Raw genomic sequence first — 17207 nt, forward strand, 5'->3', positions numbered from 1 at the left:
TCCCCTGTCTTCCCAAGCTGTGCGCGGCAAAACGGCGGCATTGTGCTGATGCGCCGGCCTGACGCCATCCCGGATGTTTTCATGCTTTTTGATGCCGCCAGCCCGCTTGGCAGTCACTGGATGCGTACTGCCTCAGCCCATGCTGCCGTCTGACGGAATCAGGATCATGCGTGAGCACCGGCTTTTGCGCAAGCCGCATGCAATTGACGGCGGGTGAAAATGCAACAGCTTGCCGCTATGGCAACAAGCTGGCGCCTCTCTGATCTCTGTGGAAATCACATATTTTTTTCATCATTTTCTGCGCACTTGCTTGCAATAAAATTCAAACAAAGACAGAATTGCTGTAGAGCGAGTGCTCGCTCTACGTTGGATAGCTCGTCTCTGGGCAGGCTTAGGGGTAGGCCTGCCCTCTTTTTCCCCACCCCGGGCGCCTTTTCCGGCGCTGTCTGATATGCATCTGGACAATACTCACAACACGGAGACCTTATGCGTTTTTCAGCTTTTCATTCTGCCATTTTCAGCCTCCTGGGCGCAGTCGCCCTGTGCAGCCCGGCCGCGCACGCGGCAGGCTATACCGAAACCCGTTATCCCCTGGTGCTGGTGCATGGCCTGTTTGGTTTTGACAATATCGGCCCGGTCGATTATTGGTATGGCGTGGCGCCAAGCCTGCGTTCCGGCGGCGCGACGGTATTCACTTCACAAGTCTCAGCCGCCAACAGCACGCAAGTGCGGGGAGAGCAATTGCTGACAGAAGTCAAGCGCATCGTCGCGGTCAGCGGCAAGAGCAAAGTCAATCTGATTGGCCACAGCCATGGCGGCCCGACTATCCGCTATGTGGCCACAGTGCGTCCTGATCTGGTGGCTTCGGTCACCTCGATTGGCGGTGTCAACAAAGGTTCTGCGGCGGCGGATGTGCTGCTGGGCGTGGCCCCGCCGGGCAGTATTTCGCGCGACATCATCAGCAAAGTGGCCGACGGTCTGGCCAAGTTGATTTCCTTCTTATCCGGCGGCGCCGGACTGCCGCAAAATTCACTGGCGGCGGCGCAATCGCTGTCCACCGCCGGCAGCGCCAAATTCAATGCCGCCCATCCGGCGGGCCTGCCGTTCAGCGCCTGCGGCGAAGGCGCTTACCAGGTCAACGGCGTATCCTATTTTTCCTGGAGCGGCGGGCAGAGTTACACCAATGCGCTGGATGCGATTGATCCGGCCTTAGCCTTAACCGGGCTGGTGTTCGGCGGCGCCAAAAATGATGGCCTGGTGTCATCCTGCTCCAGCCACCTGGGGCGCGTGATCCGCGATGACTATGCAATGAACCATATGGATGAGGTGAATCACAGTTTGGGGATTGTGCATTTGTTTGAAACCAATCCGCTGAGCATTTTCCGCAGCCACGCCAACCGCTTGCAAAATCAGGGCTTGTAAGCGCAATGCGCCGGCCAGCGCGATGCGGGCCGGCGCGTGCGTCTGGATTGACAGGCGGGGGGAATCGCCGCACACTTGCAGCACCACAACTTCCCTCTTCTGCGCCATGTTTACCAAACCTGAAACACTGGCCAAAGCCAGCCGCAGCCTGTTTGAGATGCAAATGCAAGCGATGCAAAACATCAGCGCGCAAGCGGTGCAAAGCGTTCAGCATTTGCTGGAATTGAATGCGCAAGCCGCCCAAAACAGCACCGAGGCCACACTCTCGGCGATCCAGCGCCTGGCCGTCACGCGCGATCCGCAAGCCTTTTTGAATTTGAGCGCGGCGCAAGCGCGCGTCAACGCTGAACAGGCTTTGCAATACAGCGTGCGTTTGCGTGAGATTGCGCAGGGTATGCAGCAGGCGTTGCAGCGCAGCAGCCAACAGGAAGCGCAAAAATTGCAGCAGGAATTGAACCGCATGATGAGCGAATTGAGCAAAAACACGCCCGAACATGCCGGCCCTGCGCTGGAGCTGGTGAAAACCATGCTCGATCAGAGCAATGCCGGTCTGGCCGATGTCAGCCGCGCCGGTGAACAGGCCTTGCAACAATTACAGGAACAGGTCGGCAAGGCGGCGCAGCAATTCGTGCAAGCGGTGGAACATGGCCTGCAACACATGGGCGCGCCGCAGAAGAAGTGAAGTTACGCCAGTAATTTTTGCAACAAGACCTCAGGCTGCTGCTCGCACAGCAAGAGGCTGGCGTGCTGCGCACGCACAAAGCCCTGCTCTTGCTGCCGGGCGATAAAGGCCAGCAAACCATCGTAAAAGCCGGCCACATTCAGCAGGCCGATGCGTTTGCCATGCAAACCAAGCTGCAGCCAGGTCAGCATTTCAAATAATTCCTCCAGCGTGCCCAGGCCGCCCGGCAGAGTGATGAAGGCATCCGCCAGATCCGCCATCATGGCTTTGCGCTGGTGCATATTGTCAACCAGGTGCAATTCAGAAAGCTGGGTATGCGCCACTTCACGTTCTTGCAATGCGCGCGGAATCACGCCCAGCACGCGGCCGCCAGCCGCCAGGGCGGCATCGGCCACCGCCCCCATCAAACCTAAGCGCCCGCCGCCATACACCAGCGTATGGCCGCGCTGCGCCAGCAACTGCCCCAGCACTTGCGCAGCCTGCCTGTATGCAGGCAGCGCGCCGTCGCTGGAGCCGCAATACACGCACAATGTGGCCATCAGTCCGGCAGCTCCGCTTTGGCGGCTTCAATATCCAGCCTTTCCATGGCGTCGCGCGCGCTGCAGCCGGCGGCTTCTTCATACAGCGTCACGGCGTCATCCATTTTTTTCTTGCCATCGAGTTTGAGCAAAGCGTTGGCGTATTCGGTGCGCGCAATCGCCGAATCAGGATTTAACTCCAGCGCTTTTTTGAAGTACTTATAACTTTCTTCTTTTTTCACGCCATACGTCATGCTGGCGATCATGCTGCCTACCGCGTCAATGATTTCGGCGTGATAAGCGCCCATTGCGATATGCGCATCCGCATGCTTGGGCGAGAGTTCCAGCGCGCGGTCAAGACTGGCGCGCACTTTTTTAGCGATGCCTTGCGAGAGCGCTTTGACAATTGAAATGCCCTGCGCATAACGGCCCAGCGCAAACGCATGCCAGTAATAAGCGTTGGCGTCATCAGGCCGGGCTTCCTGCTGTTCTTCGCAACGTTTGGCGATTTCCTCAAACATGGCGATTTTTTTCTTCTCATTATCTTCCAGATAAGTGGCGTAAATGCCGGCGGCCTTGTTGGCCACGTTATAGCCGTCAATGCCCTGCTCCAGCCCCAATTGCACCGCTTTTTCAAAGTCGCCGGCGTGGAAAGCAATCCAGGCCTGGATTAATTTGGCGTCTTTGGGCAGCGGCTCGGCGTCGCCGGCGTGCAATTGCGGCCAGGCTTTTTTCAGGCTGGCGGCGGTGTATTGGTAAGCGTCTTCAGGATAGGGGAAGGCTTGAAAGGCCATGGCGGCTCCTTATTTGAGTTTCTTTAAATATTCTTCCGATAATTTTTCAAACAGCAGCCGGGTGTCGCCGCGCAAATACGGGCCGATTTGCGACAAGACCTGATAACAGCCGCGCGCCAGGGCTTCGGACATGGCTTGCTGTTCAGTATATTTGCGCGGATTGCGCACATATTCATACGAGAGCCAATAAGTCGCCACCACCACCATATTGGTGGCCATGGCTTCGATTTCGGTGTCGCTGGCGTCGAGCGATTTTTCGCTGCGCAAGTCCTCGCACAAGCCCTTGGCGACCTTGATCTTGTGCGCCAGGATTTGCTTGAAATGCAGCTCCAGCTTGCGGTTGCGCGACAGCAAATCATTCAGATCGCGGTAAAAAAAGCGATAGCGCCAGATCAACTCAAACATCAGGTGCAGATACAGCCAGACGTCTTCCAGATTCGAGCGCCGCCCTTCAGGAACGGCCAGAATCCTTTCAATTTCACCCTCAAACTGGGAAAAAATTGAGTTGACGATATCGTCTTTGTTGCGGAAATGATAATAGAGATTGCCGGGCGAGATATTCATCTCCTCGGCAATCACGGTGGTCGTAATGTTCGGCTCGCCGAACTCATTGAACAGGCGCAGCGATAGTTCCAGTATCCGCTCGCGCGTGCGTCGTGGCGCTTTTTGTTGCATGGCAGATTCTTTCATGTCCTTAAATCGGAGGACGCGCTGCCCATTCTGCGCACATGCTGCAGAACGGCGGCGCACCCGCGCCAAATGCACACCCGGCATACAGGCCAGCTTGCATCATGGCCGGGCAATACGCCTAGCATACCACCGATATCAGGCAAACTGCAGTGTGACAGAACAAGTTTGCATGATCGCGCATGATAGCGGCACATTGCGCAGATTTTGCAGCAGCAACACGCACTCTGCAACAGTCTTGAAAAAGTGACATGTACCCATGTTGCAGCACAGCATGCGCTTCTTGCAATACCAGTGAAAAATGGCAAAGTACTTGCCACCAAACAAGGCAAACATCCTTTATAATGAATTTACTGTTTGCTCTGCCTCCCGGCAGATTCCCCACGTTTCCCCTTGCGTGGCATACATGTCCCCCACTTCAGATCGCGCTCAATCTCCGGATTGCCCTCCGGATTGCGCGCCCGCCTGCCGCTGGAATTCCCAGCCGGTTTGACCAGAGAATAATGAGGAGCAACATGAGCAGTGAAACAACAACGGCCAATCCGCCTGGCGCCGCTGCGCCCAGGCCGGTATACGCCAAAACCGCCGAAAACCGGGGCGCCAGCCGCCGCCTTGCCCTGCGCACTTCCCTTCTATCCAGTGGCTTATTAGCCCTGGGCAATAAAGCCGGCTTTGCCCATGCCCTGCCGGCGCTGCCGGCCAATCCGCGCGATGAGCGCGGCCTGCGTCCGATTCTTGCGCCGCAAAAAATCGGCGCGCTGCTGGCCCCGGATGAAAACGGGCTGCGCCTGCCGCCCGGCTTTTCTTCCCGCATCATCGCCAGAAGCAGCCAGCCGGTCAGCGGCACGGATTATATCTGGCCGGCGGCGCCGGATGGCGGCGGTTGTTTCCGCGCCGCGCATGGCGGCTGGATTTATGTCTGCAACAGTGAATTGCCGGATGGCGCCGGGAGCGTTTCTGCAATCGCTTTTGACGCGGATGGCGCAATTCAGCGCGCATACGCGATTTGCCGCCACACCAGCCGCAATTGCGTTGGCGGCATCACCCCCTGGGGCACCTGGTTATCAGCGGAAGAAGTGGACCGGGGCCGCGTGTTTGAATGCGACCCGACCGGCAAACAGGCCGCCGTAGCGCGCCATGCGCTGGGCTGGTTTGATCATGAAGCGATTGCCTACGACACCCGCAACGGCTATTTATACATGACGGAAGATCAGCACGATGGCCGTTTTTATCGCTTCCGCCCCACCCGCAAATATGATTTATCCGCCGGGGTGCTGGAAGTGGCGCGCAAAGTGGGCGCCAATGCGCCCTGGAAAATCGAATGGCAACCGGTGCCCACGCCCAACCCGACCGCCAAGGGCGTGCGCACGCGCAAGCAAGTGTCCGGCAGTTCCGCCTTCAATGGCGGCGAAGGGGCCTGGTTTCATGCCGATGTGGTGTATTTCACCACCAAGGGCGATAACCGGGTCTGGGCGCTTGACACCAAGACCGATCTGCTCTCAATCGTGCACGAGCAAAACGCCTCCAAAGTGGACAATATCGCCACCAGCAGCAGCGGTGAATTGTATTTGGCGGAAGACGGCGGCGAGATGCAGGTGCTGGTGCTGGCCTCACATGGGCAAATGGCGCCGATTTTGCAGTTGGTCGGACATGAAGGATCCGAAATCACCGGCATGGCCTTCAGTCCGGATAACACGCGCCTGTATTTCAGCTCGCAACGCGGCAGCAGCAATGATGCGGCGGCTGGCGTGACCTTTGAGGTGCGCGGCCACTTTAACCGTTAAGTGTGCAGCGCTGCCCTTATGCCGCTTTGCGCAAGGGCAGCGCAGCATGCAGGGCCAGTGCGCTGATCGCCACTTCAACCGCACACAAGCCGAGCAAATCCAGCGCCAGACGCAAGCTGTGCGCATAGCGCGCCTGGCTGCCGGCCCCGGCCCCGAACACATGCAAGGCCAGCGTCAGTTTTTGATTGTGCAGACCGGCGCGCAACAGCGCATTCGCCAATTCCGCCGGGGTATGGCTTTTATGTCTGCCGCCTTGATCCAGCATCAAAACGCCGTCGCGCTGACGCAAATCGCGGATCATGATTTGCGGTTCGCCATCGGCCTGGGCATGCGCCAGTATGTGCACACAGCAACCCGCTTCCAGCTGCGGCAGGCGGTCGCCCTGTTCAATCGGCAAATCCGCCTGCGCGTGCTTGCGCACTTGCTGCATCAAACGGGCGTGCGCCTGCAAGGCGATGCTGGCTGCCGGCATGTAAATAATTTCGCGCATGATTGACTCCCTGCTTACCTGGTTGCGATGGAGTCAGTATGGCGGCGGGATGTGGAGCAAAAATGGAGAAATCAGGAAAATGCAAAGCGCGTTTTGACACGCTTTGCGCACCACAGGAACAATCGGCGGCTCAGCCGTTTTCGACTTTCAAATAACGGTCCAGCTCATCCAGCACTTCATTGAGCCAGGTCACGGCCAGCCGGTCGCGCCGGCCGGAAGGCGGCTGTTTTACCAGGGTCAAACTGGTGTCGCGCAACACCGATTCTTTCAGGCGCAAACCATGGCGCGCCAATTTGGCCCCGATTTCCTCACGTTTTTCCCATAAAAACATGCGCGTGTTTTGATATGACATCTCACACATGCGGCGCCGGTTGTTATAGCTGAACATATTGGTGAAAAACATTTCCGAATCCTGCTTGGCGGGTTGAAACAGCAGAATATCGGTGTCGGGATAGGTGCGACGGTAATTGCCCATGCCGACTTCCATGCGCGAATGCAAGATTGCGCGCAAAGCCTGCGACAACACATTCACCAGGCCGCCATTGGCCAGCTTGCTGTCAGCGCCGCCGGCGCCCGCCGCCGCGCCATGCGCATCGTAGGGCACAATCGGGTTTAAACAAAACAGCACATCCACCCCATGTTCCAGCGCAATCGAGGCGTGCATGGTTTTACGCAACGCGCCATCGACAAAATGGCGGCCATTGATCACCACCGGCGGGAACAGGCCCGGCACCGATGCGCTGGCCTGCACCGCGCGCGAAATCGGGATATCGTCATAGCCCTTGGCGCCAAAGCGCACCGCTTCGCCGGTATCCAGATCGGTGGCGACAATCACCAGCTTTTTTTGCAAGCGGCGGAAATCATTGCTGCGCCCCTGTTTGGCGAAGGTGGCGCGCAAAAAGCGTTCAATTTCATCATTTGACAGCAAGCCGGTGGGCAAGGCTTCTTTCAGGCGCTCAAACGCATCCGGCAAACTGGTTTTCCTGCTGCGCAGGTAGCGGTAAAGCGAAGCCGCCACCAGGCCCGGCAACATCAGCGCGCGCTTGACGAACTCCTCCAAGGCAGGTCGCATCAACATTTCCGGTTTGAACAAGGGCAAATCGCTGTCTTGCGGTTCGACATCGCTTTCAATAAAAGCGCGACACATTTCATAGGGCGTAACGCCATTCGCCAGACCGGAAGCAATAATGCCGCCGGCGCTGATGCCGACATAAATCTCGGCGTCGTTCACATCCAAGCCTTCAATTGACTCTTGCAATGCGGCCAGCGCGCCGATTTCATACACCGCGCCCAGAGGGCCGCCGCCGGCAAGGGCAAAGCCGATCGCCGGCTTGCCATGACGGCGAGGACGTTTTGGACGGGGTTCAAATGGCAGCACGGGAGACATGGAATATTTTTACCTTGCGCGGGCGGCGCACGGCCCGCAGGTGAATCAGAAAAAGGCCGGCGTGCGCGCCGGTGCGGCATTATTCGCCTTGTGCGGGTTCGGTCGTGGCCGGCGCGGTTTTTTTACGGCGGCTGGTTTTAGCCTTGGGGGCTGCTTCGGCTGCCGTCTCACTGCTCACGCTGGCGGCGGCGGTTTTACGTTTGGCCACGGGTTTCACTGCCGCTTCAGGCTTGGTTTTTTTTACTGCAGGCTTTTTGACAGCGGCTTTTTTAGGCGCTGCGGCCTCTTCTTCGCGCGCCGCTTTCTTGCCGGAAAGCTCAGCCACCGCTTTGGAGAGTTGTTCGACGCGCCGGGTCAGCAATTGAATATCTTTTTGTGTCGGCACGCCCATGCTGGCCAAGGCGCGCGAGACGCGCTCTTCAAACACCTGTTCCAGTTTGTCCCAGGAGCCGGAAGCCTGGTCGCGCACGCCATCGGCTACGCGGTTGACTTTTTCGGTGACGCCGGAGACTTTTTCCTCGGCCATTTTCTGGGTGCGTTTTTGCAGGCTGCTGCCTTCTTTGACCAGTTTTGAAAACACTTTGCCCCCCTCTTGCTGCGCTTTGGAAAAAGCGCCCAGACCGGCCTGCCAAATCTGCTGCGCTGAATTGCGCACGGCATTCGCCAATTGTTTGTCTTCAGCAGACGACAAGGACTTCAACTTCTTGACCATGCTTTTCGCTCCGTGGAAATGGGGTATCAGGTTGTCGCCGCCACTGTTTGCAAAATTTGCAAGACTTTCAGGCATTGCACTGAATTAACCTTTGTTGCAACGCACAACACAAATTTTCGCGCCAGATGAATGACAGACAACAGTAGCTGGGATTGTAGGGAGCAATTCTAGAGATGGGGTTCTAAAGGCCGGCGCACTGCACGGAAATGGTGCAAGAGCAATGCTAAGGTGGCGCACTTCATGCAGACAAAGTCAGGGTGTGGCGCCGCAGCCGGGACAAAGCGCATAAATCGCCGTGAAAAGTTGCCAAAGCTGCGCGAGGCTGTAATATGAGAGGCTTGATGGCAGGCGCTGCTTGGCCAGTCATGTTCCTGGCGGCGGGGACAACCCGCCAGCACGACGGGAACGCACCCTTGTTTCAATTCAATAACAGGAGGTCACATGCAGTATTTCATTACCGGAGCGACCGGTTTCATCGGCAAGCGTCTGGTCAGGAAGATCCTGGCGCGCAAAGGCAGCGTGGTGTATTTCCTGATGCGCGAGGCGGGGCGCGATAAAGTTCCCGCGCTGCTGGAATACTGGGGCGTATCAAAGACGCGGGCGATTCCGGTATATGGCGATTTGCGCCAAGCCGATTTGGGCGTATCGGACGCCGATTGCGCCACCCTCAAAGGCAATATCGACCACCTGTTCCACTTAGCCGCCATCTACGACATGAAGGCCGGCGATGAAGAGCAGATGCAAACCAATGTCGAAGGCACCCGCAATGTGGTCAATTTCGCCAACAAGATTGGCGCAAAATGCTTTCACCATACCAGCTCGATTGCCGCAGCCGGCATGTATGAAGGGATTTTCCGCGAAGACATGTTCGATGAGGCGGAAGGACTCGACCACCCCTATTTCGCGACCAAGCACGAATCGGAAAAAATCGTGCGCACCGAGTGCAAAACGCCATGGCGCGTGTACCGTCCCGGGATGGTGGTGGGCGACTCCAAGACCGGTGAAATGGACAAGGTTGACGGCCCGTATTATTTCTTCAAACTGATTCAACGCATCCGCCAGATGCTGCCGCCGTGGATGCCGACGATCGGCATCGAAGGGGGACGCATCAATATCGTACCGGTGGATTATGTGGTGAATGCGATGGATCACATCGCCCACAAAGACGGCCTGGATGGGCGCGCCTTCCACCTGACCGACCCCGAGCCGATGCGCGTGGGCGAGGTCTTGAACACCTTCTGCAAAGCGGCGCATGCGCCGACCATGAGCATGCGCGTGAATGCCGCGCTGCTGGGCTTTGTGCCGAAATCGGTGAAAAAAGGCTTGATGTCCTTAACCCCGGTGCGCCGCATCACCGAAGCCATCATGAAAGATCTGGGCCTGCCCTCTGAAGTGATGCAATTTGTGAATTACCCGACCCGCTTTGACAATCGCGAAACCGAGCGCGCCTTGAAAGGCTCCGGCATTTCCTGTCCCTCGCTGGATTCGTATGCAGCGCCGATCTGGGATTATTGGGAACGCAATCTGGACCCGGATCTGTTGATCGACCGCAGCCTGAAAGGCCAGGTCAAGGGCAAGGTGGTGTTGATCACCGGCGGCTCTTCCGGCATCGGCTTAGCCACCGCGCACAAAGTGGCGGAAGCCGGCGCCATCACGATTATCTGCGGCCGCGATGAGGACAAGCTGGCGGCGGCCAAAAAAGAAATCAATGAGCGCGGCTTCGAGGTCATCACATACTCGATGGACGCGGCGGATATGGACGACTGCGACCGCTTCGTGAAACTCCTGATTGAAAACCATGGCGGCGTGGATGTGCTGGTGAATAACGCCGGGCGCTCGATCCGGCGTGCAATTGAAGCCTCGTTCGACCGTTTCCACGACTTTGAGCGCACCATGCAGCTGAATTACTTCGGCTGCCTGCGTCTGACTATGGGCTTGCTGCCGTCCATGATCGCCAAGCGCGGCGGGCATGTGATCAATATCTCCTCCATCGGCGTATTGACCAATGCGCCGCGCTTCTCGGCCTATGTGGCTTCCAAGGCCGCGCTGGAAGCCTGGACCCGCTGCGCCGCCTCGGAAATGTCGGATGTCGGCATCAAGTTCACCACCATCAATATGCCGCTGGTCAGAACGCCGATGATCGCCCCCACCAAGCTGTACCAGAACGTGCCGACCTTGACGCCGGACGAAGCGGCGGATTTGATTGCCGAAGCGATTGTGTACAAACCGGTGCGGATCGCCACCCGCGTCGGTATTTTCGGTCAGGTTTTGCATGCTTTGATGCCGCGTGTGGCGCACACCGTGCTCAACACCACCTTCCGCATGTTCCCGGACTCGGAAGCGGCGCGCGGCGACAGCAAGAAAGCGCCGCAATTGAGCGCCGACCAGATCGCCATGCAACAACTGCTGCGCGGCGTGCACTTCTGAGTTTGCGCACAGCTTTTTGGCATTCATGTATGATTCTTCCGGCAGCGCAAGCTGCCGGATTTTTTTTGCGCAACAATAAACTTTTCACGCGCCATCTGTCCAAGCAGCGCGGGGCGCTTGCCCCTCTGTCCCCCTCTGGAGAATTGCATGTCTGACATGTTTTATCGCAACAGCTTAATCTGGCTGTTGCCCGCCAGCATTGCGCTGGCATGGCCCGCCGCCGTCATGGCGCAAAGCAGCGACGCCGCGCAACAAGACGCCCCCGCCAAAGAAGATGACAAGGGCAAAGCGCAGGAAAAAAAGACAGACAGCAAAAGCGGCAATGTGCAACAAGTCACTGTGACCGGCGGCAAACCGAACGCCATGGAAGAACGCCGCCAGTCGAGCGCAGCAAAAATGGTGTTTGGCCGGGAAGAATTGGAACGCAATGGCGACAGCAATCTGGCTGACGTGTTAAAACGTTTGCCCGGCATCAATCTGGGCGGCCGGCCAGGCGGGCGCGGCGGTGAGATCCGCATGCGCGGCATGGGCAGCGGCTATACCCAGATACTGCTGAATGGCGAGCGCGCCCCGCGCGGCTTTGATATCGGCTCGCTGGCGCCGGATCAGGTGGAGCGCATTGAAATCATCCGGGGCACGGTGGCCGAACATTCGACCCAGGCGATAGCCGGCACCATCAATATCATTTTGCGCGAAGGATTCCGGCAACGCGATATTCAACTCAAAATGGGCAACAGCTTCGACGCCGGGAAAGACAGTCCGAATCTGGGTTTTTCCATTCCCGGCAAACTGGGCCGGCTGGAATACACCATCAATGGCAATCTGAGCCAAAACAATGGCAAAAATAACAGCAGCGGCATCAAGCGTGATATTGACTTGATGCAAAACCGCGAATTGATGCTGCAAGACAGCTTCAACCTGAGCCAGTACCGCAGCGACAGCCTGCATTTTGCCCCGCGCCTGGTGTGGAAAGCGGAAAACGGCGACAGCATCACGCTGCAAACCTTTGCCATGCATTCACGCACCTTCAACCGCAGCCTGGATTTTCTGCGTCAGCAAGGCGGAACCCTGCCCGCCCCCTACGCCAAAGCCGACTCTGCGGGAGAAGATCCGTTTTCGATGGCGCGCCTGATGGGCCAATATGTCAGCAAGCTGGGGAATAGCAGCAAACTGGAATTCAAATTCGGCGCCAGCAGCATGCACTTTTCCGGCGACTCGCTGCGCACCGAGCTTGACAGCGCCGGGCGCCTGATCCGCACGCGGATTGACGGCAATGATTTCCGAGAGCGCGGCGCCAATCTGGGTTTGAAATTTTCCACCCCGATAGGCGAAGGACACCAACTGGCCATGGGCGTGGATGGCGAGTACAGCAAGCGCACCCAGCAAAGGATTTCATTGATCAATGGCGCCCCGGATCTGAATCAAGACGCGTCAGATGAAAATCTGCAAGCGAATAACCGGCGTCTGGCGGCCTTCATCCAGGACGAATGGGATATCAATAAACAATGGGCCTTGAATCTGGGCTTGCGCTGGGAAAGCATACGGGTGCGCAGCGGCGGCCCGATTGGCGGCGCGCCGGTGCAAAACAGCAGCCGCGTGTTAAGCCCGATTGCACATGCGGTTTGGCGCATTCCAGGCAAGGCGCGCGATCAGGTGCGCATGAGCGCCACCCACAGCTATCGCGCCAGCGCATTGTCGAACCTGATCGCCGCCCCCTATTTTTCCAATAACAATACAGCCACCAGCCCAGACCGCTTCGGCAATCCAGCCTTGAAGCCAGAGCAGGCGCTGGGCCTGGAATTGGCGTATGAGCATTATTTAAGCGAAGGCGGGATTCTCTCGGCCAATCTGTTTGCGCGCAATATCCGCGATATGGTGCGCAGTCAAACCAGCTTGCAAAACACCCCGCTGGGCCTGCGCTGGGTCAGCCAGCCGACCAATATTGGCCGCGCGCAAACCCGGGGCGTCGAGCTGGAAGCCAAATTCCGCTTGCCGCAACTGATCGAAAATGCGCCGGAACTGGATGTGCGCCTGAATTACACCTGGGCCTGGTCGATGGTGGAAGGCATACCCGGGCCGGATAACCGGATTGATTCGCAGCCCAAGCACAGCGGCAATATCGGCCTGGACTACCGCATTCCGCAAAGCAGCGTGACCCTGGGCGGCAGCCTGAACTATACCCCGGCGTATGTGCTGCAAATCTCACCGGAGCAACGCAATTACAATCCGGTCAAGCGCCAGCTGGATGTGTATGGACTGTGGAAGATCAATTCCTGGGCGCAATTGCGCGTTTCCGCCGCCAACCTGCTGGCGCGTGACTTTGTGAATGCAAGCAGTTTGCTGGAAAAGCATATCCTGCATGAGAATCGCAATATCAACGGCAGCAACACCGTGTGGAGCTTGCGCCTGGAGCTGCAAATCTGAAGCATGGTTTTTGCGTATGGCGCAGCCCTTGGCTGCGCCATATTCGCCCCGGCAAAAGCCTGTGGCGAAAGGTGGGCTTGATCAATTATTGGTGAAACTGCCGGCGCAACGTTTCACGCCATTGCGCACCAGATAAAAGCGTGAGCAATTGGTGTCATAACTGCTGCCGGTGGCGCTGATTTGCCAGCCGGAGATATTCACTCCATTCAAATGATAATATGCGCCATTATATTTCAGGCTGTAATGCTGATGCGGCCCGGTTGAATGTCCGCCATTGCATAATGCCTGCCCCTTGGTATTGGCCGGATTGGCGAAACGCACATTCTTATTAATATTCGCACCGGTATTATATTGCTGATTCATCAAATGATAATATGTGGTGGACCAGCCGCCGCTATGCACAATTTCAGCAAAACAGGAAGAATGGCGCTTATATTGACCGCCGGCGCTGCTGGTGACCCAGATATTCGATTGATTACTGCCCCAACCGCCGCCCTGGCTCATATCCAGCGATGACATGGGATAATTGCCGCTGCCGGTATTGGTGTGCGCGCCGCCGACATACCAGGTCTGCCCGATTGGAAACGGGAATTGCAAGAAGCCGACGGCGGGACCGGCGCGCGGCGCCAGGCTTTGCCCATGCACATCCGCCAAACTCTTATTCGCAGCTTGCGCATCAAATGGCTGGCCGAACAGGCGGCTGTAGGTGGCGGCGAAATCCTGTTCCGCATTCTCGGCCTTCAGACTGCGGCCCTTAGCCAGCATCTTTTGCAACACCGATGTGCCGGACTGCTGGAATTCTGCAGCGCCGGGATGGGCCAGCGGCGCATACAACTGCTGCGCAATCTGATCCGCCACATCGCGCACCTGCTGCGCAAAACCCTTTTCATTCGACAAGGCGGCAAAAGGCTGTTCGCTGTTGGCGGCAAACCCGGCCTGACGGCTGACCATCCCGGTTTGATGTTCCATCAAAGCAATTAAAACACGCGGGCTGACCGAGGTATAACCGGCCCAATGGGAAATCACTTCGGCATGCTGTTTTAAATGCGGCGCATTATTTTGCAGCCAGCCGGCAATATCGAATTGAAACATTTCCTGATGGCTATAAATCAGGGGATTATCGTGCTTTGCCAAACCATTATCAGCATGCGCAATACCGGCGCTCATCGCGCACAGTGAAAATATGGCGGAAATAATTTTGCTGCGAGGAATGTTTTTCATGATGGTCTCTCTCTGTTTTCTCTGTGGAAATACATGCCGGGCCTGCCGGATTGCAAAAATCGCGGGCAGCGACGGGCGTGACTTGTTTATACATCAGGCAACAAGTGAAATGAGTTTGCCGCTGATTTGCAAAATCGTCAATGTCTTTTTTATAACATAAGCAAAGGCGCCGATGTTACAATTTATTTCCCATCCCGGATATATGCCGAATTACGCATTTATTCCACGCCATCCATTCAAGCGGATTTGGCGCAAAAACGCAGGCCGGATTGCGCACAGCAATAACCCATTCCATTACACACAACTCAGTCTTGCAATGCGCCCATCTCGCGTAGAGTCCTGATTGTCTGAGCCGAAACTTGAACATCCTGTAGACCTCGCCAGATTGTTTTCACGCCAGGCTCCCCGTCATGTTTTCGTGCGAGAAAACCGCCGACACGGGCTACCATGCGCAACACCTCGTTCAAGCCCGGCATAGCGGGCGCCTTCTTTTTATTGAGCAGATAAGCCGCTCGGATTTCGTCGGGATCGAAGAACAAAGTGGCGTCGAGATCCGGACAGGTACGTCCCTTACGCATCAGGTACGCGATACGCCAGGCCACCACCATAAACAGCGCCAGCGCCCGCTCCAGCCGGGCCATGGTGGACAGTTGCAGTTCTTCGACTTCACAGCCATTCTTGAGCACATTGAAAAAGATCTCAATTTCCCAGCGCGCGCGATACCAGTCGATCAGTTCGCTGGCGTCGGCCAAGGTTTCCGCGCGGCGGTTGGTCAGCAAGCGCCATTCCACCGGTTTGATGCCCGTCGGCGGCTGCACTTCGGATGCTACGATGCAGGTCGCCTCGATCTTGCCGCGCTTGCCATCACGCAGCAGAACGCGCTTGGCCCACACCTGCTGACGTACCTGGCGCGCCCTTTGCTTGCCGCGCCCGGCCATGATGAAGCTGATCTCGCCCAGCGGCATACCGGCCGTGGTTTCAGGCCACAGGCGTTTGCTTTCGCCGTCAGCCAGACAGCGATCATGCTTGGCGCGCACCAGCCAATCGGCAGGCGTGCCCAATTCGGCTGCGCGCCGCAGCATTCCCATCATGTCCGCTTCGCGGTCAGCCACATACACCAGACGGGTATTGGGCAACTGGGTCGCCTGCTCGGCGACCCGCTCGTAGCCCTCTATCCAGCGTTCACTCTCTTTTACGCTGGCGGGGCGCTTGCCGTCAGCGCCACGCTCTTCACGCGCCCACATCCAGCCATCGAGCAGGCCCAGCGGCTCACGCTCTGGCGACACCGCGTAGGTCGGATGCACATACATGCCGCGCCGCGCTTCGTAGTTGAGCGGGCCGAGGCCGTCGATGTTTTGGCCGCTGAAGTCCAGTTCGGTGGTGTCCTGAATGCACAGAATAACCTTCTGCGTCGCCATGCGTTCCATGGTGCGCGCCCAATGTGGCGCCAGAATGCCATCCCATGTCACCTCCGGATTGGCCATAAAGCGGTAGGCCGCTTGCGTCTCCGTCCAGTTGTCGCATGCTTCGGGAATGCTGGCCTTCGGTTTGGTCGCGAATGTTTCCATCAATTTTCTCGCCCTGTTGTTAAGGCGGGCATCGCCAAGATCGAGTCCGCCAAACTCATCGTCGGTCCAACTCTGTGCTGCTTGCTTTCTGCTCACGTGCGCCGCCCAAAAGATGTGAGTAAACGCGAAATCCGGTAAGTTTACAAGCGGGCGTGCAACTCATTGAATGTAAACGGATTTCTGGCCGCGTTCAGGGCGTCCTGCGGAGATGTGTGTAATGGAATGGCAATAACCCGGCCGCCGACAGCGCCTGCCCCCCCGCCAAGTCGCATTCTTGCAAGCGTTTTTCCAGATGGCTATTCAATTGCACTTGCGCAAGCTGGCTTCCCGCACGGCGCAAACCGTCATCTAAGCTTTGCAGGACGGCTGGGCGGTCTTTGCTATACAGGATTGTGACTGTTCAGCCTTCATAAGGATGGACGAAGCAGATTCCGTTCGCCCTGAGCCAGTCGTTGGGCATGGTTGATCATGGAAAACCGTGGTTCGACAAGCTCGGCACAATGAAGCTGCAACCCGCTTGGCATATAAACCGACTTGTCAGCGCAGTGGCTGAATAGATACACAGGATTTTTGTCGCTGCCCTATATTGGCGTGTAGCTGCCGGCCAATTCCATCCAATACATCTCGCCCTCCTGCGCTGCCCGCTGCGCGTAAAACGGCGCCTGTGACAGCAGCTCTTTTAAGCGTTGCGCTTCCAATCGTCGCAGACCTTGTAATTCCTGCTCAATTTAACGCGCTGGCAATCATGTTTTACAGGCTGCCAGCAGCACATGTAATTGATACACCGGGGGGCTGCTGACAGCCTGAAAGTGTTTCAATCCTCGCCCGAGCCGGAGCACGGGCGCTGCCTGTCAGCGCAGTGCCGTAAAGCTCTGCCAGTCCGTTTCAATCCTCGCCCGAGCCGAAGCCCGGGCGCTGCCGTCATCATCGGCTTGCCCCTGTATTTCTTTGTTGTTTCAATCCTCGTCCGAGCCGAAGCCCGGGCGCTGCCGCCAACATCCAGCAGATTGCCGCCGGCACGCATGTTTCAATCCTCGCCCGAGCCGAAGCCCGGGCGCTGCATCGCTGTGGTTTCGGTTGGCTGCACCCGG

13 protein-coding genes and 1 CRISPR repeat array (1 of these 14 cut by a window edge) are annotated in these 17207 nt (G+C 57.4%); of the genes, 5 read left to right on the forward strand and 8 right to left on the reverse strand.

Annotated elements, in window-relative coordinates:
• Positions 1-486 precede the first annotated feature (486 nt).
• Positions 487-1422 carry a triacylglycerol lipase gene (locus V8J88_RS13815; RefSeq protein ID WP_338844717.1) on the forward strand — a complete coding sequence of 312 codons (936 nt, stop codon included), beginning with the start codon at positions 487-489 and terminating at the stop codon, positions 1420-1422.
• Positions 1423-1528: 106 nt separating this feature from the next.
• Positions 1529-2104: a phasin family protein gene (locus tag V8J88_RS13820; protein ID WP_338844718.1), complete on the forward strand. Its 576-nt coding sequence runs from the start codon at positions 1529-1531 to the stop codon at positions 2102-2104.
• Between the two features lie 2 nt (positions 2105-2106).
• Here the strand turns inward: V8J88_RS13820 and V8J88_RS13825 are convergent, their stop codons facing one another.
• Genes V8J88_RS13825 through V8J88_RS13835 form a run of 3 tightly spaced genes read right to left on the reverse strand, consistent with a single transcriptional unit; the run spans position 2107 to position 4091 of the window.
• Positions 2107-2643: a TIGR00730 family Rossman fold protein gene (locus V8J88_RS13825; protein ID WP_338844719.1), complete on the reverse strand. Its 537-nt coding sequence runs from the start codon at positions 2641-2643 to the stop codon at positions 2107-2109.
• Positions 2643-3416, reverse strand: a complete 774-nt coding sequence (locus tag V8J88_RS13830) for a hypothetical protein (RefSeq protein ID WP_338844720.1) — start codon at positions 3414-3416, stop codon at positions 2643-2645. Before V8J88_RS13830 ends, V8J88_RS13825 begins: the two co-directional genes overlap by 1 nt.
• Before the next feature lie 9 nt (positions 3417-3425).
• Positions 3426-4091 carry a TetR/AcrR family transcriptional regulator gene (locus V8J88_RS13835; protein ID WP_338844721.1) on the reverse strand — a complete coding sequence of 222 codons (666 nt, stop codon included), beginning with the start codon at positions 4089-4091 and terminating at the stop codon, positions 3426-3428.
• Positions 4092-4618: 527 nt separating this feature from the next.
• Between V8J88_RS13835 and V8J88_RS13840 the strand changes: the two genes are divergently transcribed.
• Entirely contained in the window at positions 4619-5887 is a 1269-nt protein-coding gene (locus tag V8J88_RS13840; protein ID WP_338844722.1) for an alkaline phosphatase PhoX, read from the forward strand.
• 16 nt (positions 5888-5903) lie between these two features.
• Here V8J88_RS13840 and V8J88_RS13845 read toward each other — a convergent pair whose 3' ends face one another.
• The 3 genes from V8J88_RS13845 to V8J88_RS13855 form a co-directional block, all read right to left on the reverse strand.
• Entirely contained in the window at positions 5904-6377 is a 474-nt protein-coding gene (locus V8J88_RS13845; RefSeq protein ID WP_338844723.1) for a hypothetical protein, read from the reverse strand.
• A 130-nt stretch (positions 6378-6507) separates the two neighbouring features.
• Entirely contained in the window at positions 6508-7764 is a 1257-nt protein-coding gene (locus V8J88_RS13850; protein ID WP_338844724.1) for a patatin-like phospholipase family protein, read from the reverse strand.
• A gap of 79 nt (positions 7765-7843) precedes the next feature.
• Positions 7844-8476, reverse strand: coding sequence for a phasin family protein (locus V8J88_RS13855; RefSeq protein WP_338844725.1), 633 nt, complete (start codon positions 8474-8476; stop codon positions 7844-7846).
• Between the two features lie 441 nt (positions 8477-8917).
• Here V8J88_RS13855 and V8J88_RS13860 point away from each other — a divergent pair, with 441 nt between their 5' ends.
• Both V8J88_RS13860 and V8J88_RS13865 read left to right on the forward strand, forming a co-directional pair.
• Complete coding sequence (locus tag V8J88_RS13860) at positions 8918-10903, forward strand: SDR family oxidoreductase (protein ID WP_338844726.1); 1986 nt, start codon at positions 8918-8920, stop codon at positions 10901-10903.
• Positions 10904-11050: 147 nt separating this feature from the next.
• The gene (locus V8J88_RS13865) at positions 11051-13327 is read left to right on the forward strand and encodes a TonB-dependent receptor (protein ID WP_338844727.1); all 2277 of its coding nucleotides are present in this window, start codon (positions 11051-11053) and stop codon (positions 13325-13327) included.
• A gap of 81 nt (positions 13328-13408) precedes the next feature.
• Here V8J88_RS13865 and V8J88_RS13870 read toward each other — a convergent pair whose 3' ends face one another.
• The gene (locus tag V8J88_RS13870) at positions 13409-14548 is read right to left on the reverse strand and encodes a hypothetical protein (protein WP_338844728.1); all 1140 of its coding nucleotides are present in this window, start codon (positions 14546-14548) and stop codon (positions 13409-13411) included.
• Between the two features lie 305 nt (positions 14549-14853).
• A complete protein-coding gene (locus V8J88_RS13875) occupies positions 14854-16212 on the reverse strand; it encodes an IS4 family transposase (RefSeq protein ID WP_338844729.1) in 1359 nt (452 codons plus the stop codon).
• A gap of 715 nt (positions 16213-16927) precedes the next feature.
• A CRISPR array of direct repeats spans positions 16928-17207; the repeat unit is 37 nt; unit sequence GTTTCAATCCTCGCCCGAGCCGAAGCCCGGGCGCTGC; it runs 749 nt beyond the window's last position.

Origin of the sequence: Massilia sp. W12 (genome assembly GCF_037300705.1) — a bacterium.
GTDB lineage: Bacteria > Pseudomonadota > Gammaproteobacteria > Burkholderiales > Burkholderiaceae_D > JACPVY01.